This is a genomic window from Bradyrhizobium sp. (genome assembly GCF_004799445.1).
Taxonomy (GTDB): Bacteria; Pseudomonadota; Alphaproteobacteria; order Rhizobiales; family Xanthobacteraceae; genus Bradyrhizobium.
Genome location: NZ_SSNA01000170.1, coordinates 99,647 through 119,645, shown reverse-complemented (window position 1 = coordinate 119,645; position 19,999 = coordinate 99,647). Strand labels below are relative to the sequence as shown.

Sequence of the window (19,999 nt, the reverse complement as noted above, 5' to 3'; positions counted from 1 at the left end):
CCCTCAATAGCACTCTAAGGAATGAGTTGTACTCAATCATAGGCAAGGGCTTTTGGGAGGAATATCAAGAAAAAGACTTAGATGCGATACGATCGAAGATTAATGAGCTTCGAAATCATTTTGTGCACTCTCGATTTACGGACAAATTTGCACATCACCTCCGTCATAGTCTTAGCGAGTGGGACAAGAACTACTATGTGAAAGACAGGCCTGATGTAAGTGATGCGAATTACGATGTCCTAAAGCGCTTGTACGAATACATCGTTCAATTGAATCCGGATGTGGCGAAAGACGACCCGTATCTACATAGAGTAGGGGCGGCGCCATCCGAGAGTTTTGCAAAGGTAAAGCACGCCATTCCGATGCTTTCTTTGCAGAACGCGTTTTCAACTGAAGATGTGATTGAGTTTGTTGGCCGGGTGCGTCGCTTTTTAATGCTTCCAGACCATCAAGTGGTTGAGTTCTCCGCAGAGCCGAAGATTGATGGGCTTTCATTATCTTTGCGTTATGAGAAGGGTCATCTCACGAAGGCCGCAACTCGTGGCGATGGATTTGAAGGCGAAGATGTTACCCTAAATGTTCTAGCAATTAGAAATGTACCTCGAAGGCTGAAGGTAAATAGGATACCTGACGTTTGCGAGGTGCGCGGGGAAATTTTTATGACTAAGCGCAATTTTTTAGCGCTTAACAAACGACAGCTAGCTGCGGGTGATCAGGTATTTGCCAACCCGCGCAATTCGGCCGCTGGCTCTTTGCGGCAGAAGGACCCGGCAGTTACGGCGTCACGCCCCCTCGGTTTCTTTGCTTATGCCTGGGGCGAGATGAGTGAGATGGCGGCCGAGACCCAATCCGGCATGATCGAATGGTTGGACGCTTGTGGCTTCAATACCAATCCGCTGATGAAGATTTGTCGAAGTGTAGAAGAATTGCTTGCCTTTCACCGCAAGATTGAGGCGCAACGCGCAAAGCTCGATTACGACATCGACGGCGTCGTCTACAAAGTTGATCGTCTTGATTGGCAGGAGCGTCTGGGCTTCGTTTCGCGAAGCCCACGCTGGGCCATTGCACACAAGTTTGCTGCAGAACGGGCGATCACTATTCTCAAAGGCATCGACATCCAGGTCGGTCGAACCGGCACGCTGACGCCGGTTGCGCGCCTCGCTGCGGTGACCGTGGGCGGCGTGGTGGTGCAAAACGCGACGTTGCACAATGAGGATTACATCAAAGGCATCGGTGGCGACGGCGAAAAACTGCGCGAAGGTCGCGACATTCGTATTGGCGATACCGTCATCGTCCAACGGGCGGGCGACGTTATTCCGCAGGTTGTGGATGTTGTGCTGGAGAAGCGACCGAGGGGCTCTGAAAGCTATATTTTTCCTACCAAATGCCCCTGTCACCTCCACACTCGTGTGCTGCGCGAGGAAACGGCGACCGGCGAGGAGGGGTCCCGGACCCGTTGTACCGGCGAGTTTGCCTGCCCGTTCCAAAAGATCGAGCACCTGAAACTGTTCGTGTCGCGGCGGGCGTTCGACATCGATGGCCTCGGCGAAAGGCAGCTTCAGCATTTCTTTGACCAGGGCTGGGTGAAGGAGCCCGCCGACATTTTTACGCTGCCAAAGCGCAACAAAGGTCTCAAACTCGAAAATGTCGAAGGCTATGGGGAGACCTCGGTCCGCAACCTTTTTGCCGCGATTGAGAGCCGCCGGCGCATATCGCTAGAACGTTTCATCTACGCGCTCGGGATGCGCCAAGTTGGCGAGACCACGGCGCTGGCTCTCGCGCGCGGCTACGGCTCTTGGGAGGCCTTCCACGACGCTTGTCTGAGGGTCGCCAAGGGCGAGGAAGAGGCGATTGCCGAGATGGACGCACTGGACCAGATCGGCGACACCGTCATTCAAAGCGTGGCCGCCTATTTCGGCGAGAGCCATAACCGCGGCATCGTCGAGCGGCTGGTCAAGGAGCTCGACGAAATCATTGATGCCGAAAAACCAAAGAGCAATGCGTTCGTCTCTGGCAAGATTGTAGTCTTCTCGGGCTCACTCGAGAGGATGACGCGCGATGAGGCGAAGGCCAATGCGGAGCGTCTTGGTGCCAAGGCGGCGAGTTCTGTGTCGAAGAAGACGGACTATCTCATCGCAGGCCCGGGCGCTGGATCGAAACTGACAGACGCCAAAAAGTATGGCGTGACAGTGCTAACCGAAGACGAGTGGCTGAAGCTGATTGGCGAATAGGTGGCTGTCCCACAATCATTATTGCGGCGTAGGAGTGGGTGCATGTCGCACAAGCATATTGAAGATGTTCTTGCTTTGATCTTTGAGGGAATAGGATTGCTCCAAACTGAATTCTCTCATCGGCGATTTACGATTGACGGGCGATTGGTCGGCGACATCGGCGAAATAATCGCGGCGACAGAATTTGACATTGAATTGGATAACGTAAGTAGAGCGGTTCACGATGCTAGGACGTCCGGTGGCCGTCAGGTTCAGATAAAGGCGACTTTCCAGGAACACTTGACGTTCAAAACGACCCCCGAATTGTATCTGGGCTTTAAGCTCTTTAGAGACGGGACCCACGAAGTCATATTCAACGGCCCTGGTCAGATCATTTTTGATTGTTATGCGAGCCGTGCTGGCATCGGAGAAAGGTTGCTTCGCTTTCCCAATTCGATGCTCAAGCGGCTATCGGCCGGCGTTCCCGATGACCTTCGGGTACAAAAGCGAGCGTGAACGGATCGGGATCCTCTACAACATGCCGGTTCCCGCCCCCGCCTTCTCGATCCGTTTCTCACCCACCACCATGTTCCGGCACGGCATCAAGAAGATCGTCGCCGAGGCGCACGCGATTGACTGCGAAGATTGCCGCCAAAGCAAGGCGCGCGAGCTTGGCGTTGCCGTCCTTGCTGAGAACGAATGGCTGCGGCTAACTCAGGCGTGACAGCTCCATCGCTTTCCCGGATGCGGTCAAGTGCGATCTTCCGCCAGCATTTCTCGAATTCGAACGTCGAGCGCTTGCAGTAATCCAACGCCCAATCCGCCATGCTCTCTCAAGATTTCGGCGCTGAGACCAGTTTCAAAAGGTAAAGTTGCCTGTCGTTGACGACCAAGCGTCGATAATTCGCTTCGGTCAACGTTCATCATCAGGAAGTCCGTGGCCGAACCTGGGTCTGAGAGCACGGGCACTTCGACGCGGGTTTCGATTTCGCTTGGAGCCTGATGGTACAGAAATGCATTGCCCACAAAGTGACGCATCATCCGACCGACGCGGCCCCGAATATTGGCAAAAGAGAAAAAGTCAAAATCCGTTCTGTTTATCTTTTTGTCATAAATGAAAACGTTCGCCGCTGAAGTGTTGACGCCTTCAATGAGAGTTGATGTGCAAATAAGAACCTTTACCTCGCCCTCGTTAAAGAGATGGACGAACAGCTGGCCTAGAGATCGAGGCAGTCGGCCGTGGTGGACCGCAATACCCTTTTCGTTCCCGCGCGCAACCGGCCACTCCGAGTGGTAGTTTTGGCTGATCCACGTACCTAACTCTGGCCCTAAACTCGTGGGGTAATTTATGTCAGCCTGTAATATGGTTTCCATCAATTTCTCAGCGGTTGCCGGCGAGGCCGTGAATACCAGAGAGCTATCATGGCCAACGTTACGTAATCCCTCGCCATGTCCCGGCATCGTACCCCGCACACAAGCCGGTTGTGGGATAGGGCTCCGTGGAATCGCGAAAACGGACCTCCAAAAACGGAGCAGGATACAAAGTGGGCATGCTGCAAGCATCGGTTGAAACCTCTGACCGATCAAGCCGTAACAAGCGTTCGTGCCCATCAAAGTGGTGAGTTGGGGCATAGTAAATTCCTAGGAAGACGGCTGGCGGCGTTAAGCTCAATGGCCGGTGCCAGCCCTAATTATCACTATTAGAACAAAAAGGGAACATTTCTTGCAAGGTTTTGCCTCGCAAGTTTCTTCTGACAACCACGTCACTTTGGAGCTGGTCGGGGGTGAGGCGTCGGCAGCGGCGATGACGAGCTAATGTGAGGCAACACGAAGCGGTCCCTATTGCCCGACGGGCAAATCAGTTCATCTCCGGACTTTATCTGTCCAGTCCTGTTTACAAAAATATTTCGCTTTCGGCGTCGGGCAAATCAAATTTACAACTTGCGCCGTCCTGTCCCACAGGGGGGCGTTGCGCAACGTCACGAACGCGGGGCGAGATGCGGTGGACGCTGATGCGCTTTCGGACGAAGGGCGCTGACGCGTACGGCGAAGTCGTGTGGTCCTGACACCGCGGCGCTGGTGTCAAGTTCTTGCGAAGCAAAACTTCTCAGGGGCGACGGTGGCAAGAAAGCCGTTCACCGGGGAGAGCACGATATAAGCCGTAGAGCCATTGCGCAGGGAAGGCCGGGATGCTCCCGCTGAACCTGTATGCTCGTGTGCGCTTTTGCTTTGTGCATCTGGCACGCGAGACCGCGGGTGCAGCGCGCACCTGGTCTTCCCTGCGCCCTCTGTTCTCGATGAGGGTCAACGAAGATGCAAACCTCGGGCGCAATGCGTCGCGAGATCGCGAAGCTGTCTCTGCACTCAGCGGGCTGTTTGACAAGACAGTTGATGTGCGAAGCGCACGGACGGCCCCTCCGTCATTGCGAGCCAACGGGTCGCGCGAACGCGCGCCCGATGACAGGCTCCGCGAAGCAATCCATGCCGCGGAAGCAATGGATTGCTTCGTCGCTAACGCTCCTCGCAATGACGGGTTACTTTCGAAGCCGCGGCGCCGCGGTGAGCGCCTTGCGCTCACGCCGGGGATACCCCGCTTTCGCGGGGGTATGACGGACAGGGAGCTCACAGCATCCCCGACTCTTCCTCTTCCGCCTGTTCGATCAAGGCCTCGCTGACGATCACGTCGCGGCGCGGGATCAGGAAAACCATGGTCGATGCGCAGGCGATCGACAGAACGACGACCGCGATATTGAGCGGCACCGGGGTCGCAAAATGGCCGCCGAGATAGGCGCCGAATTGCGAGAGCAGCGAGCCGAGTCCCATCTGCAGGAATCCCATCGCGCCCGATGCGGTGCCGGCGGCCTCGGGGCGGACGCTGATGGCGCCGGCCGCCGAGTTCGACATCACGAAGGCATTGGCGAACATCACCAGCATCTGGGTGCCGAACAGCCAAGACGGCGCCTGGTTGAGCCCGGTGAGGCCCCACACGAGGTTCAACAGACTGCCTGCCAATTGCAGCGCGAGCCCGAACCAGATCAGTTTTTCCAGCGAGTGCCGCGGCGCGAACCGCACGCAGAACAAATTGCCGATCAGATAGGCGAATCCCGTGGTCGCGAACCACGCGCCATATTCGGCGCTGGAGCGGCCCATCTGCATCACGACCACATAAGGTCCGCCGCCGGCGAAGGTGAAGATGATCTGCGAGGCCAGCACCTGGCACAGCACGTAGCCGATGAAGGCGCGGCTCGTGACGAGGTGGCCGACATCGCCGCGAAATCCGCCGGCTTCGAGACGATCGCGGCGCGTCTCCGGCAGCGTGACGGCGATCGCCACCGCGATGGCGACGGATGCCGCGGTGATGACGTAGAAGATCGAGCGCCAGCCGAACGCCGTCTCCAGCAGGCCTCCGGTCAGCGGGCTCAGCATCTGCGCGATCATCATCACCGCGATCACCAGGCTGATCATGGAGCTGATGCGTTCGCGGCTGTAGAGATCGCGGATGATGGCGCGGCTCACCACCATGCCGGTGGCGCCGCCCAGCGCCTGCAGGAATCGCGCGGCGATCAGTTGCGGCAGGGTTTCCGCGAAGATGCAGGCGGCGCTCGCCAATACCATCAGGCCGAGACCCGTCAGCAGCACCGGGCGGCGTCCGAACCGGTCCGACAGCGGTCCCATGATGATCTGCGAACAGGCGATGCCGACCATGTAGAGCGACACCGTCATCTGCGCAATCGAGATATCGCGGCCGAACGTGGTGGCAAGCACGGGCAGCGCCGGCACCAGCATATAGAGCGAGATCGGCGCGACGCCGGTCATCGCGACCAGCAGCACCAGCATGAACCGGGATGTCGCGATATCGGTCGGTGTCGCCGCGCCGGGCGGTCTGCCCATCACTCCGTGCATTGAGGTCTGATCCAATCTCTTGATCAGACTCTAGCTATATCCTCCACCGCGAACATGGTTGTTTCGGAATGCGGCTATTCGTTTTTCGGGATGCGTTGGAAGCAGTTGGCCCTGTCATTGCGGAATGGTTCATCGCAGTGCGATCGCTCCGCACACATAGTCGTCATCACCCGCGAAAGCGGGTGATCCAGTATTCCAGAGGCCCCTGTCATAGAACGGAGAAGCCGCAGCGTACTGGATACCCCGCTTTCGCGGGGTATGACGGCTGAGGGGCGGAAGCAGTGCAGCGCCTTGCGCACGCTACAGCGACAGCGGCGCGGTTGCGGCGTCGAGCCACACCTTGGTGGCCTCGTCGACATGGGGGTGGACCGTGTGGCGGACGCGATCATGATAATCGTTGAGCCAGCTCAGTTCATCGCCGGTCAGCATGCTGAGATCGACGAGCCTGCGGTCGATCGGCGCCAGCGTCAGGGTTTCGAAGGCGTTGACCGGCTTCTCGGAACCGGCGACATCGGCGCCGACCACCAGCTCCAAATTCTCTATCCGGATGCCAAAAGCGTTCGTCTTGTAGTAGCCGGGCTCGTTGGAAAGGATCATGCCGCGTCGCAGCGGCGTGGTGCCGAGCTTCGAGATTCGCGCCGGGCCTTCGTGCACCGAGAGATAGCTGCCGACGCCGTGGCCGGTGCCGTGCTCGAAATCGATGCCGGCCTGCCACAGGAATTGTCGCGCCAGCGTGTCGAGCTGCGCGCCGGTGGTGCCGTCGGGAAACAGCGCGCGGGCGATCGCGATATGACCGCGCAACACCCGGGTAAAGCGGTCGCACATTTCCATCGAAGGCTGGCCGATCGCGATGGTGCGGGTGACGTCGGTGGTGCCGTCCTCATATTGCGCGCCGGAATCGATCAGCAGGAGATCGCCCGGCGCGATTCGCCGGTTGCTCTTGCGGGTGACGCGGTAGTGCACGATGGCGCCGTTCGGCCCGGTGCCGGAGATGGTCGGAAACGAGACGTCCTTCAGCGCGCCGGTGTCGCGGCGGAATGTCTCCAGCGCCTCGACGGCGTCGATTTCGGTCAGCGCGCCGGACGGCGCCTCGCGGTCGATGAAGGCGAGGAAGCGCACCAGCGCCACCGCGTCGCGCCGATGCGCGGCCCTGGTGCCTTCGATCTCGGTTGAGTTCTTGACCGCCTTGAGCAGGCTGACCGGGTCATTGCCGCGCAGCGGCTTGCCGCCGGCGGCCGATATCAGCCGGCTCAGGGCGTCGGGGGCGGTCGCGCCGTCGAGGGCTATGCCCGCGCCGCTTCGTGCCAGTTCGGTCAGTTTGAACAGCAGCGTGTCCGGCTCGGCGACGTCGGCCGTGTGCTCGAGATGGTCGCGGGCGCTGTTCGACAGCTTGCGGTGATCGATGAACACGGTGGGGCGGCCGGTTTTCGGCACCAGTGCATAGGACAGGGGCAGCGGCGTATGCGAGACGTCGCCGCCGCGGATGTTGAAGGTCCATGCCACCGCGTGCGAATCCGACAGCACCAGCGCATCGACGCCGAGCTTGTCGATCTCCAGCCCGATCCGCTTCAGCTTTTCGGTTTCGACCTCGCCGGAAAATTGCGGGCCGTGAACCGTGACGGGCGCCAGCGGCGGGGCAGGACGCTCGGTCCACACGGCGTCCAGCGGATTGCCGTCGACCGCGATCAGCTCCGCGCCGGCCTTGGCGCAGGCCGCGGCCAGCCGCTCCGCCGCCGCCGTGGTATGCAGCCAGGGATCGAATCCGAGGCGGTCGCCGGCGACCAGATGCTTCGCCAGCCAGGTCTCGGGCGGCGGATCCACCAACGGTTCGACGCTCCAGGCCTTGGCATCGACCTGCTTTGCCGCCTGCAGCGTATAGCGGCCGTCGACGAACAAGGCGGCCTCCCGGCTCAATATCACGGCGAGGCCGGCGGATCCGGTAAAGCCGGTCAGCCAGGCCAGCCGCTCTTCCGACGGCGCGACATACTCGTTTTGCTGCTGGTCGGCGCGGGGAACCACGAATCCGGTCAAATGGCGCTGCGCCAGCTCCTCGCGAAAGGCGGACAGCCGGGCGGTCAGCGCTATGCCGGTTTCGGGCTCCTCGAATGTCTGGAAAAGGGCTTCGTACATTGTTTATCTGCCTTGACGCGTTTTCTTCACGCGAACCGGTACCACCCCGGATCAAGTCCGAGGGCATGCTTCGCTCGAAAACGCTCTGGCTCGGCTACTTTAGGATCAGGTGGAGAACTCCGCAATCGACGCAAATTGCTTCCGATTTGGCTTTTATTGTGCTTCAATTGCTGCACCTGCGTTAGACGGGTTTGAACGGTTCGCTGGCTAAGGCTGTCGTCAAACAAGATCCGGGGGAAGTCCAGGGGTGTTTCAACTCAGCGACGAGGGGAATCACAATGCCTGCCTTTACGTTTGAGAAGATCTCGCCGCCTAAGCGCCGCGGGCCGATTCCGCCTATCGTCAAGAAGCAGCGCGGCGTCATTGTTCAGATTCTGGATCGCTTCGTCGAGGCGCGCGTCAGGCGCGCGGTGCGCGAGGAAGACGGCGTCGTCGCCCGCCGCAAGCAGAAGCCCTAATTGCCGTCATTCCGGGGCGATGCGAAGCATCGAACCCGGAATCTCGAGATTCTCCGATGTGCAATTGCACATCGTAGTTCGCTCGTTTCACTCGCGCCCCGGAATGACGAGCCAAACTTTCATCCGATGTAGTGAAGCAACAGGCTGCTCCAGCCTTCGATCCGGATGTGCCGTTTCAAAACCAGCCCGCGGGCGCGATAGGCTGATATGACCGCGCTGGCCTGAGGCGGCAACAGCCCCGACAGAATGACCAGCGCGCCAGGCGCCAGATGCCGGGACATCGGCGTTGCCATCTGGCGCAGCGGATTAGCCAGGATATTCGCCAGCACCAGATCGAAAGGCCCGCGGCGCTGGAATTGCGGCGCTGAAAATCCGATGGCCCGGATCGTCTCGACGAGGTCGCCGGTGCCGTTGAGCCGCGCATTCTCGGCCGCGACCCGCACCGAGAGCGGATCGATATCGCTCGCCAGTACCTTGCCGTGCAGCGCCTTCGCCGCCGCGATCGCCAGCACGCCGGTGCCGGTGCCGAGGTCGAGCACCCGCCGAGGGCAGTAGGCCTTCAGCACCTCGTCGAGCAGGATCAGGCAGCCGCGGGTGGTGCCGTGGTGGCCGGTGCCGAACGCCAGCGCCGCCTCGATCTCGATGCCGAGCTTGTTGGGTGGCACTTTTTCGCGGTCGTGGCGGCCATGGACGATGAAGCGCCCGGCGCAGACCGGGACCAGCTGCTCCAGCGTCGCCTTGACCCAGTCCTTGGCTTCCACCTTGTCGAAACTGACGGCCAACGCGATCTCGTCGCCCGCCGCGATGCCGACCAACTCGCGGATCGAGGTCTGGTCGGGCGGGTCGGCAAAATGCACGGTGATGTCCCAGCGCCCGCCCGGACCCTCGGACGCGGCGATCGCGGCCTGGCCCTCGAAAAAGCTCTCGGTCAACAGATCGACCACGCGTTTTGCGGTCTGTTCATTGCCGATGGCAAAACTGGCGCGGTGGGTGCTTGGCGTGAGGGTGGTAGTCATCGGGATTTTGGGGAGACCAGCGGCAGGGGTTGTTCGCTACCGTGTCAGTTCTACCGGTCGTCCACCGCCTGTCCACATCGAACGCACCGCTTGTTCACAGGCTTATCCACCGAAACATACCGGGTCGATTCAAGGGTTTGCCGGCCGATTTCCACGGGCCGCGCGGGCAATCGCGTTGCTCGACGCGCGTCGCCGCCCGCTGTATGGTCTGCTCCGAAGGGGAGGCGTCCATGCGGAACGGGCTTTATTCCCTCCACATGCACATGCTTGATGGCGTCAAGGGCCGCGACAGCGGGGTGCTGATCCTTCGCGACGGCCGGTTTCTCGGCGGCGGCCCGTATTTCTGGTCGGTCGGCACCTACACCGCGGGCGACGGGACCTGGAAGGGCGAGTTCACCACCAATCAGCACACGCCGCTCGCCGATCCCTTCCAGCGCCCGCTGTCCGGTGGGCAGGAAGCCACCAGCGGGTTTTCGGGAACGTTCGCGGGCGACGAGGCCGAGGCATTCGGCACCACGCTGGTGGGAACACGAAGCCTGAGCTTTCGCGCCACGCTGAAGCGGATTGCGGACGATTGAGCGCGGGGGCTGGGGCCGGCTTACGAAGCCGCAAAGCCGGTCCGGACCACTATGAAGGCGGCTGGACAGGGAGCTCTACATCCGGAGCCCGCGGGCTCTTGTCCGGCGGGTTCGCCTGATCGAGCTGAGATTGGAGGTCGGCGGCTTTCTCGACCAAGGCGCCTGCAACCTGCGGGTCGCTGATCGATTTAGCCATTTTGAGAAGAGTTGCGGCCCGCCACGTGAAAGAGTTTCTGCCCAGCACGATGCGCTTCCCCTTGATGCTGCCCGGTGCATGACGCGCAGACCCGGGGGATCGTTCCGGGGAACTAAATAAAAACCTGTGTCAGGGGCCTGGTTCCGATCAATTCAGATGTGATCGCCGGAGCTACCGTGTTCGCTGGATTCTGTTGGAGCCACGTCAGGAGACGCTGACGCTCATTTGAATTTTCTTAACTTCCCTCTTGTAGGTTCAGCGGACCATACGACCACGTCCGATCTTGTGGACACGGCGAAAGTTTTGAGAAAGAAAATACGATGCAAGGGTTTGGCACCGGATCTCAATCTTCTTGCTGAGGCTGTTCGCCCGTCGTATGAAGTTCTTATTGCCACCTCGCATCGTGATGCCGCTGTTTCTCGGCAAATGAAGTGTTGATTGCAGTTATCTCCAGAACGCTTTGAATTATCTGTTCAATCGTCCGATACATCGCGCGGGCTGCAGCGATCGGGCGTGATCCGTCGGCAATATTTTATTTTGGGTCTTCAGCAGCGTACATCCTTCACTGCGGCCGCCACCCAGTTATCCCAAGACTTTCCCTAGGGCTTCCCCAGATCGTCAACCGGTTTTCCACAGTCTGTCCACCGGGTTATGAACCGGTCCTACCTGTCATTGCCTGCGACAAACGTGAAGCGTTTGCGCAAGGGGCCAACGGGGTCGCCCGATGCGCCCGAAGACGGCTCCGCGACGACGCAATGCACGCTCTTAGGAGACCGGCCTATGGATTGCTTCGCAAGGACGATGGGGCGGGCCTCGGGGGGTCACCCGAACAGCGCCCGATGATCGCTGAGAATCGCGCGCGCGGCGTTGTGGCCGGGGGCGCCGGTGACGCCGCCGCCGGGGTGGGCGCCGCTGCCGCAGTGATAAAGGCCTTTCAGCGGCCCGCGATAATCGGCATGGCCCAGCATCGGCCGCGCCGAGAACAATTGATTGAGGCTCAAGGCGCCGTGGAAGATGTCGCCGCCCAGCAGGCCGAACTGCCGCTCGAGGTCGAGCGGCGACAGGCTCTGCCGCCCGATCACGCTTGCCGCAAAACCCGGTGCGTATTTGTCCACGGTCGCGATCATGAGATCGGCGACTTCCTCGCGATGGTCGTCCCACGACCGTCCATCGGATAATTCCGGCGCGACGTGCTGGCAGAACAGGCTCGCGACATGCTGGCCCGGCGGCGCCAGCGTGTCGTCCAGTGTCGAGGGGATCAGCACCTCGACCACCGGCGCGCGGCTCCAGCCATGGTCGCGCGCGTCCTGCCAGGCGCGGTCCAAATAGTTGAGATTGGGCGCGATGATGATGCCGGCGGTGAGATGATCGCCCGGCCCCGGCAGCGCCGTGAACGAGGGCAGGGCGCTGAGCGCGACGTTCATGCGGAAGGTGCCGGAGCCGTTGCGCCAATGCTTGATGCGTGTGAGGAAATCCGCCGGCAGCGCGTCGGATGGCAACAGCCGCGTGTACAGCAATTTCGGATTGACGCTTGAGGCGACGTAGCGGGCGCGAACGGTCGCGCCGGTGTCGAGCACCACGCCCACGGCGCGGCCGCGTTCGACGATCACCTCGCGGACGCCGGCATCGAGCGTGATCTCCACGCCATGACCAGCTGCGGCGCGCGCCATCGCCTGTGCGATCGCGCCCATGCCGCCGATGGCGTGGCCCCAGACGCCCTTCTTGCCGTTCACCTCGCCGAACGCATGATGCAGCATCACGTAGGCCGAACCCGCCGCATAAGGGCTCGCATAATTGCCGACGATCGCGTCGAACCCGAACAGCGCCTTCACCAGGTCGCTCTCGAACACCTCGTCCAGCATCTCGCCGGCCGACCGCGTGAACAGATCGAGCAGGCTGCGCTGCTGCTCCAGCGTCAGCCGGCGTAGGATGCCGGCGCTGCCGAGCGCATTGAGGGCCTCGCCGATTGCGCGCGTGCCAAAACCTTCCACGATGTTCGGCGGCGCGCGCAGCACGAAGGCGCGCAGCACGTCGGCGATCCTTTCGAGGTTAAGATTGAACGCATCGATCCCTTCGACGTCGCGTTCGCTGAGCCTTGCCACCGACGCGCGGGTTCGGCCTTCACCGGTCAGCAAATAGGTGCCATCGGGGGAAGGCAAAAAGTTCTGCGCGCGGCGCTCGACGATGCGCAATCCGTGCTCGGCCAGTTTGAGATCCGCCATGATTTGCGGGTTGAGCAGGCTGACGGTGTAGGCAGCGACCGAATTGCGGAAACCCGGGTGGAATTCCTCGGTGACCGCGGCGCCGCCCGCCACCTCGCGGCGCTCGACGACTCTGACGCGCAGGCCGGCCATCGCAAGGTAGGCCGCGCAGGTGAGGCCGTTATGCCCGGCGCCGATGATGACAACGTCTGTTTCGTTCATGCCTGCTTCAGTTTTCGTCTGTCATTCCGGGATGGTCCGCAAGGACCAGACCCGGAATCTCGAGATTCCGGATCGCCGCTTCGTGGCCTCCGGAATGACGTTGCGCTATTTCTCATACTCCTTAGCGAAGATGTGAACATTGGCACAGCATGAAGTGACCGCTTTGGCTCCTCGTCCCGCATTGCCCGCTGCATCGCCCTATGCTCCATTGCCGCTCCCGGCGCCCGCCGGCAGCTTTTTGTTTGAGGCGTTTTCGCCTGAAAGGGCCTTGCCGGAGTTTTCATGACGTCACCTGATCCGTCCGTGGTCGCGGACCGGCCTTCCGCAAGCCGAAACCGGCTGGTGCTGGTGGTCTATACGGCGGCCATCTTCGTCAGCGCGCTGCTGTTGTTCTCGGTGCAGCCGCTGTTCACGAAAATGGTGTTGCCGCGGCTCGGCGGTTCGCCGGCGGTGTGGTCGGTGGCAATGGTGTTCTTCCAGTCGCTGCTGCTCGCCGGCTACGCCTATGCGCATTATCTGATGCGGCTGCGCAACCGCATGATCCCGGTTGCCGTGCATCTGGTGCTGCTGGCAGTCGCGCTTGCGACACTGCCGCTATCGATCGCGGGCGGCTGGGGCGAACCGCCTGCATCAGGTTACGCCATCTGGCTGCTCGGCCTGTTCGCGGTTTCGATCGGGCTGCCGTTCTTTGCGCTGGCGGCGAACAACCCGCTGCTGCAGGCCTGGTTCGTTCGATCAGGTCATCCCAATGGCCCGGACCCGTATTTCCTCTATGCCTCCTCCAACATCGGCAGCTTCCTGGCGCTGTTGTCCTACCCGGTGCTGCTGGAGCCGATGTTTACGCTGCGCACGCAGAATCTGATCTGGACCGGCGGTTATGGCCTGCTGATCGTTCTGATCGCCGCGTGTGGCGTGCTGCTGTTGCGCTCGCCGATGTCGGCCGCGGTGGATACGTTGGCCACGGACACCGACGCGCCGGCGCCGGCCTGGAGCTTGCGCGCGCGCTGGATCTTTCTCGCAGCGGTGCCGTCGGGCCTGTTGATCGCGGTGACCGCGCATATTTCCACCGACGTCGCCGCCGCACCCTTGCTGTGGGTGCTGCCGCTGTCGCTTTATCTCTTGACCTGGGTACTGGTGTTCCAGTTGCGGCCGCTGTTGCCGCACCGATGGATGCTGATGATTCAGCCGGTGGCGATCGCGGGCATCATCGTGCTGCTGGCGGTCGGCGGCGAGCAGAACCTGCTGCTGACGCTGGGCGGCCATCAGCTCTGCTTCTTTGTCATCGCGATGGCTTGTCACGGCGAACTGGCGCGCACCCGGCCCGCCGCGAAATATCTCACCGGATTTTATGTCGCGCTGTCGTTCGGCGGCATGGTCGGCGGCCTGTTTGCCGGGCTGATCGCGCCATATGCGTTTTCGTGGATCGCGGAATACCCGATCCTGCTGGCGCTGGCGGCGTTGTGCCGCCCGCCCGGCGAGGAGCGATTTCCTCGGCTAAGCCGCTGGTACTGGCCGGCCCTCGCTATCCTCGCGGCGGGGCTGATCGCGCCATCGTTTGGCACCGGCAAGCTGTTCGACTGGCTCGAGGACCAGCGGGTGTATGTGGTCGGCGCGGTCGCGGTCGCCGGGATGCTGCTGGCGCTCGGGCTGAAGGCGGATCGCTGGAAGCTTGCCGCGATCGCCACGCTGGCGCTGGTGCTGATCCGGGTCTATCCGGCCGACGAGGGGCGGGTGGAAACCGTGCGCAGCTTTTTCGGCGTCCACAAGATCGTGGTGACACCGCACGGCCAGTATCACGTGCTGATGCACGGCACCACGATCCACGGCGCCGAGAAATTCCAGAACGACGACGGCACGCCCGTCGCCGGGCGGCCCGAGCCGATCACCTATTACCACAAGGACGGCGGCATCGGTCAGGCCATCACGGCGATCCGCGAGCGCAAGGGCGCTACCCTCCGCGTGGCGGTGATCGGCCTTGGCGCCGGCACGCTGACTTGCGCCTCCGAGCCAGGTGAGACCTGGAAGTTCTTCGAGATCGATCAATCGATGGTCGATACGGCGCGCGATCCCAGATATTTCACCTACATCAAGAACTGCGCGCCGGATCTGAAGCCGGTGATGGGCGACGCGCGGCTGACTTTCGCCCGCGAGCCCGACGGCCTCTACGATCTGATCATCGTCGACGCCTATTCCTCGGACGCGATTCCGATCCATCTCGCCACCCGGGAGGCGATGAAGATCTACAAGGACAAGCTCGCGCCGCAGGGCGCGGTGCTGATGCATGTCTCGAACCGGCACCTTGAATTGTCCAGCGTCGTGGTCGGCATCGCCGAGGCCAACGATCTCGAGAGCTGGGTCTACAGCGAGGATTCCGGGCGCGATGGCGAGTACATCTTCTCGACCTCGGTCGTCGTTTCCGCGCGCGAGGAGGCCGATATCGGCAAACTGGCCTCGTCGGAGCAGTGGACCGAGACCGAAGCCGACGAAAAGCAGCGGGTCTGGACCGACGATTACTCCAACGTGCTGGGCGCGGTGTACCGGCGGCTGCGCGACGGCGAGCAGTAGCCCCCCAAGCGCTAACACGGTGGGCCGAGTATAAATTCGCGTTAATGCCGGAACCTGGAGTTCCTCCGCAGCATTGTTCCGGCGGGGTTGTCCCGATTGCGCCGCTTCCTAAGGTCAAGGCCTGGAAGCAAGGCTTGGGCGCTGGAGGAGGATGCCGTGTCGAAGCTCAAATTCCTTTCCGTGATTGCTCTTTCGCTCGCGCTTTCCGGCGCGGTGTATGCGGCCGGCCGCGGCGGCGGCGGACATGGCGGGGGCGGCGGCCATTTCGGCGGCGGCGGTCATTTTGGTGGTGGTGGCCACTTCGGTGGTGGCGGCCATTTCGGTGGTGGACATTTCGGCGGCGCACGCATGGGCGGCTTCCGAGGCGGTGGCGCGCATGTTGGCGGCTTCCGCGGCGGCGGGGCGCGTTTTGCCGGAGGCGGGCGGCAGTTCGGCGGCCGGGCCGCGATCGCACGATCGGCCGGACGCTCCAGCTTCAGCGCCAATCGCTCGGCTTTCCGCAATTCCGCCGGCAATCTGGCCGGCCGGGTCGCAAGCGTCAGGTCGCGGGCGATTCACAATGCGCTCAGCTCGCATGGCGTCGCCGGCGCCTTGCATAACCGAACCGCCTTGCATAACCCCGGCACCCGCGCGCAAATCGCGGCGACCGCGGCAAGAGCCGGTTGGCATGGCCGGGGCCGGAACGGTGGATGGTGGCGGCACGGCAATGGCGGGTACGGCTGGGTCGGGCCGCTGTTCTGGCCGTTCGCCTATTACGACATGTATGACTACGCGCTGTGGGGGTATGATCCCTCGTTCTGGGGCTATGGCTATGGCGACATCTATGCCGGCCTGTTCGCGCCCTACGGCTATGACGACCTCACTGGCTACCTTCCGCTCGGCGGCGGGGCTTCCGGCGGCGCCACGCCGGCGTCGCCCGCGACGGCAGCGGCCAATCCGCCACCGGACGAGCTGTCGCAGATGTGCGGCGACGACAGCCGGGACATCGCGGGGCTGCCGATCGATCAAATCCAGCAGGCCATACGGCCCAATGACGCCCAGCGCACCGCGCTCGACGATCTCGCCAATGCTTCGGTAAAAGCGGCGCAGGGTATCAAAGCCGCCTGTCCAACACAGATCGTGTTGACCGCACCTGGCCGGCTCGCCGCCATGCAATCGCGGCTCGAGGCGATGATCGCTGGCGTCAATCTGGTGCAGCCGCCGCTGGATCATTTTTACGGCCTCCTCAATGACGAGCAGAAGGCGCGGCTGAATGCGCTCGGCCAGGATCAGCGTGAGGGTCGGGGCGAGGGCCAGCTCGCCCGGGTTTGCGGCAGCGCCCAGCCCGGCGTGCCGGATTGGCCGGCCGCAGCAATCGAGCAGCGCGTGCATCCGACCGAGGCGCAGCGCGCGAGCCTTGCCAACCTAAAGGATGCCAGCGCCAGGGCGGCGGACATGCTCAAGGCCTCCTGCGCGCCAGACGACGCCCTGTCACCGCCGGCGCGGCTCGCCGCCGTCGGAACGAAGCTCGATACGATGCTGCAAGCGGTCGGGATCGTGAAGTCAGCGCTTGACGATCTCTATGGAGAACTGACGGACGAACAGAAGGCACAGTTTGAAGCCATCGGGCCAGGCCGGGCCGCGTCGTCGGCGGACGAAACCACGTCAACGTCGAGGCATTACCGCCGGCACCACCATGCCAGCATTGGCGGAATCGTCCGCCGGCTGATCTCGTTCGGGTGGTAGGTCGGGAATGGGATTTTGCCGGATGCGTGGGTCCGGCTATTCTAGAGTTGACGCGTTTTCTTGACGCGAACCGGTCTCCACTTCGCTTGAAAACGCTTTAGCGCGCCCGCATGCGCGGCAGGTCGGCGGCGGTGCCGCTGATTACGTCCCTCCTGTCGACGACGGCGTGATGGAACTGCTCGAGCACGAGGCTGTAGGCGGACAGATCCCCTTCCTCGATCGCGCCGTCGTCAAAGTATTGCAGCGTTTCGCGAAGGATGTCGTCGGCCTCGCGCTGCAAGGCATCCAGTTGCTCCATCGATTCGATGTTGCGCACCTGCGCAATCGCGTCGAGCAGCTTGTCGCGGTGCAGGGTATTCAGCCTTCGTTCGTCCCGCTTGAGATAATGGCGCAACCACGCGCTGCCTGAGCCGAGCACGGAAAGCAGCAGGATGCCGCCCCAGATGTAGTCGCTGTATTTGTCGAGGAATGTCCGTTCGGTGCCGTCGATGTAGGCAGCCGCGCCGGGGTGGGCCAGGATCGCGGCGTCCTTGTCGGTATCCGGCTTCTCGATTTTCAACGCCCCTGGAACCTCCCTGGCAAGCGAGGGCCGAACCGAAAACAGCGCCCGGGTAAAGGCGCCAACCGCGCTGTCGGACAAGGATCTCGGCGCGACGATCAGGTGATTGACGCCGACCGTCTCGACCGTGTCATCCGGTCTGGCGGGAGAGGAGGTGAACGAACTGCCGGGAATTTCCTCCGCCTCATAAAGCGGATGCTTGTGGGCGAGGGCTTCCGATACGTCGATTGCGAGAAATGTCGGCTCGCCCCTGACACGCGCGGTCGAGGTGATGGCCTCGGTGGTGATCCTGCTGTCGAGCGGTCCGACCGTCATGAATGCATCGATCAGGGGATCGCGCAGCATCTCGGCGATCTGGGAGATGGAGAATTGGGAGACCGCGACCTTGTCGGGATTGACGCCGGATTCCGTCAGGATCACGCGGAGCAGGGTGACGTTGACCGGGGTTCGGCCGACGACACCGACGCGGTGGCCTGCGAGATCACCGATCTCCTTGATTTTCGATTTGGAGGCTTTCTTCCCGTCCTTGCGCGCAGCGCCGGAAGGCGCCCAGAGAACCACGACGTTCTTGCGCAGGATCGCGACAGCCCCGGTTCCCTTGGGCATTTCCTCATCGGCACGAACCACCGCCATGTCGGTTTCGCCAGTACCGAGAAGCCCAACGCTCTCAACCGCGCCCGCGGTGGAGAGCACGGTAAGCCGAACCGGGCTGCCCTCATTGGCAAAGGATTGCGCCAGTTCCTGAATCAGTTTCTGGTCGTCGCTGCCCGGCGGACCAACGGCAATGCGCAAGGTCGTTGGCCTCCACAGCAGAAGGGCCGTGCCGGCGATGGCTGCGAAGATCATCAAGGCGGCGGCCAGCAGCAGAAACGGCGAGCCCCGGTTCCCGCCCCGGGGAGACGAGCCTGCGTTCAAACCGTCTGATGGTGACATGTTGCCGCCAAGCCAGGGATGATCCAACGGATCCGCTCCACATCGTAGCACGTTTCGCGGTGGATGTTTTCCGTCGCCGGTCCCACGCGCTCATTTTGACCACGATTTGGCAGAAATTATAGGACTGGCTGATTGAGATGAGTTGGGCGGCTTGGCCCGATGCAGGCGCGTTCAGCAACGAGCGATGGGAGGGCTTGCCGTGCATTTGCAAAGCCTCGTTCTCCTGATGGCACTGGCCGCTGGCCTCACGTCGTGCTCTCGGGAAGTGGAGTACACCGACCAGCAGCGGACGTGCATTGCCGAGCGTTACACCAACTACGATGCAAGGCAGATCAACCAGTGCGTTGACGTGTGCAGAGCCTGCATGAGGGGCAACGTGGTTACCTGCAACACCTCGTGCAGGCTCAGAGGCGCAAGCTAGGCGTGGCGCGAACCAGATCGCCGATTTTTCCCTATCGCCGCGAGCGGGAGAGCGCCGTCCAGTGGCGGGCGGCCAAATCGGGCGCGGCTGCGCTCCATCCGTTCATGATTTATCGCAAGGCGGCGGGCCGCCGCTTCTGCCAGAATCGTCCGACGCTGACGGGGGGAAATAGATGACAAAACCGATTCCGGACAAGGCGGAGGTTGCACTCGAATATCCCGACAAATTCTATGTCGGCACGTTCGAAGGCTCGTCGCGGTTTGAGGCGCACCTGGATCCGGCCGGCTTCACGCTGGTTCTTGAGCGGCCAGGCGCCGACGACGTTCGCAAGTCGGTTCACATGCACATCAACTTCGGCCTGTTTGCCGGCATCCTGGGCGAGCTCGCCGCGACCGTCGGTTCCATACCGAAAGACGACATGTTGCATCGCGATCAACTCGCGCGCGCCGTCGATGCGTTGCAAAGGGCGCTGGCGCGGGATTAGCAGGGTCGCGCCCGGCGTGACCCAAAGGTCACAATGGCGGCCAAATGGCCCGGAAGCGGCCTGCGCCGGACTTGACCGGCACCTGAAGAGATTGAATCATCGAAGCCATTTCAGGTGTCCAAGATGTTTGAGATCAGTATTTTTTGCGTGATTGTGCTGGCGATCGGTTATTGGGTGGCGCTCTGGCTCATGGGCCGCCACGATGACGTTTTGCATGGCGATTTCGTCCAGACGGAGCTGGGGCCCGAGCCCGTCGCCACGCCATCGCAGCCCGCGTCATCCCAGCGCAGGTTATCGCAGTCCACCTCGCAACCCATGCGTCCGGACCGTGCGGAATCCCTGCGAGCGCTGTTGGCTGCCATCAAACGGGATTTGAAGGACGCGGCCCAGATCTAGGG

At 62.0% G+C, this 19,999-nt stretch carries 15 protein-coding genes; 9 read left to right on the top strand and 6 right to left on the bottom strand.

Annotation, left to right across the window (positions count from 1 at the left end; all coding sequences use genetic code 11):
- Positions 1-122: 122 nt before the first annotated feature.
- Genes ligA through E8A46_RS22730 form a run of 3 tightly spaced genes read left to right on the top strand, consistent with a single transcriptional unit; the run spans position 123 to position 2,934 of the window.
- Complete coding sequence (gene ligA / locus E8A46_RS22740; RefSeq protein ID WP_291566072.1) at positions 123-2,231, top strand: NAD-dependent DNA ligase LigA; 2,109 nt, start codon at positions 123-125, stop codon at positions 2,229-2,231.
- Positions 2,232-2,273: 42 nt separating this feature from the next.
- A complete protein-coding gene (locus E8A46_RS22735; protein WP_291566058.1) occupies positions 2,274-2,726 on the top strand; it encodes a hypothetical protein in 453 nt (150 codons plus the stop codon).
- Positions 2,698-2,934, top strand: a complete 237-nt coding sequence (locus tag E8A46_RS22730; protein ID WP_291566056.1) for a hypothetical protein — start codon at positions 2,698-2,700, stop codon at positions 2,932-2,934. Before E8A46_RS22735 ends, E8A46_RS22730 begins: the two co-directional genes overlap by 29 nt.
- 26 nt (positions 2,935-2,960) lie before the next feature.
- On the opposite strand, the gene E8A46_RS22725 is transcribed toward E8A46_RS22730, so the two are convergent.
- The 3 genes from E8A46_RS22725 to E8A46_RS22715 form a co-directional block, all read right to left on the bottom strand.
- Positions 2,961-3,584, bottom strand: coding sequence for a helicase-related protein (locus E8A46_RS22725; RefSeq protein ID WP_291566054.1), 624 nt, complete (start codon positions 3,582-3,584; stop codon positions 2,961-2,963).
- Between the two features lie 1,248 nt (positions 3,585-4,832).
- Positions 4,833-6,113, bottom strand: a complete 1,281-nt coding sequence (locus E8A46_RS22720; RefSeq protein ID WP_291566052.1) for a multidrug effflux MFS transporter — start codon at positions 6,111-6,113, stop codon at positions 4,833-4,835.
- A gap of 300 nt (positions 6,114-6,413) precedes the next feature.
- Positions 6,414-8,243 (bottom strand): aminopeptidase P family protein, encoded by a 1,830-nt coding sequence (locus E8A46_RS22715; RefSeq protein ID WP_291566050.1) that lies wholly within the window; start codon positions 8,241-8,243, stop codon positions 6,414-6,416.
- 278 nt (positions 8,244-8,521) lie between these two features.
- Here E8A46_RS22715 and E8A46_RS22710 point away from each other — a divergent pair, with 278 nt between their 5' ends.
- On the top strand, positions 8,522-8,701 hold the full coding sequence (locus tag E8A46_RS22710) for a hypothetical protein (RefSeq protein WP_291566048.1): 180 nt from the start codon (positions 8,522-8,524) through the stop codon (positions 8,699-8,701).
- A gap of 119 nt (positions 8,702-8,820) precedes the next feature.
- Here the strand turns inward: E8A46_RS22710 and E8A46_RS22705 are convergent, their stop codons facing one another.
- Entirely contained in the window at positions 8,821-9,717 is an 897-nt protein-coding gene (locus tag E8A46_RS22705) for a 50S ribosomal protein L11 methyltransferase (RefSeq protein ID WP_291566047.1), read from the bottom strand.
- A gap of 230 nt (positions 9,718-9,947) precedes the next feature.
- On the opposite strand from E8A46_RS22705, the gene E8A46_RS22700 reads away from it, so the two are divergent.
- On the top strand, positions 9,948-10,295 hold the full coding sequence (locus E8A46_RS22700; protein WP_291566045.1) for a GrlR family regulatory protein: 348 nt from the start codon (positions 9,948-9,950) through the stop codon (positions 10,293-10,295).
- A 1,017-nt stretch (positions 10,296-11,312) separates the two neighbouring features.
- Here the strand turns inward: E8A46_RS22700 and E8A46_RS22695 are convergent.
- A complete protein-coding gene (locus tag E8A46_RS22695; protein ID WP_291566043.1) occupies positions 11,313-12,914 on the bottom strand; it encodes an NAD(P)/FAD-dependent oxidoreductase in 1,602 nt (533 codons plus the stop codon).
- Positions 12,915-13,196: 282 nt separating this feature from the next.
- On the opposite strand from E8A46_RS22695, the gene E8A46_RS22690 reads away from it, so the two are divergent.
- Together E8A46_RS22690 and E8A46_RS22685 are read left to right on the top strand one after the other, a co-directional pair.
- Positions 13,197-15,479: a fused MFS/spermidine synthase gene (locus E8A46_RS22690; protein ID WP_291566041.1), complete on the top strand. Its 2,283-nt coding sequence runs from the start codon at positions 13,197-13,199 to the stop codon at positions 15,477-15,479.
- 156 nt (positions 15,480-15,635) lie between these two features.
- A complete protein-coding gene (locus E8A46_RS22685) occupies positions 15,636-17,204 on the top strand; it encodes a Spy/CpxP family protein refolding chaperone (protein ID WP_291566039.1) in 1,569 nt (522 codons plus the stop codon).
- A gap of 97 nt (positions 17,205-17,301) precedes the next feature.
- Here the strand turns inward: E8A46_RS22685 and E8A46_RS22680 are convergent, their stop codons facing one another.
- The gene (locus E8A46_RS22680; RefSeq protein WP_291566037.1) at positions 17,302-18,609 is read right to left on the bottom strand and encodes a TAXI family TRAP transporter solute-binding subunit; all 1,308 of its coding nucleotides are present in this window, start codon (positions 18,607-18,609) and stop codon (positions 17,302-17,304) included.
- A 680-nt stretch (positions 18,610-19,289) separates the two neighbouring features.
- Between E8A46_RS22680 and E8A46_RS22675 the strand changes: the two genes are divergently transcribed.
- Positions 19,290-19,601 carry a hypothetical protein gene (locus tag E8A46_RS22675; protein ID WP_291566035.1) on the top strand — a complete coding sequence of 104 codons (312 nt, stop codon included), beginning with the start codon at positions 19,290-19,292 and terminating at the stop codon, positions 19,599-19,601.
- Positions 19,602-19,724: 123 nt separating this feature from the next.
- Entirely contained in the window at positions 19,725-19,997 is a 273-nt protein-coding gene (locus E8A46_RS22670) for a hypothetical protein (protein WP_291566033.1), read from the top strand.
- Positions 19,998-19,999 lie beyond the last annotated feature (2 nt).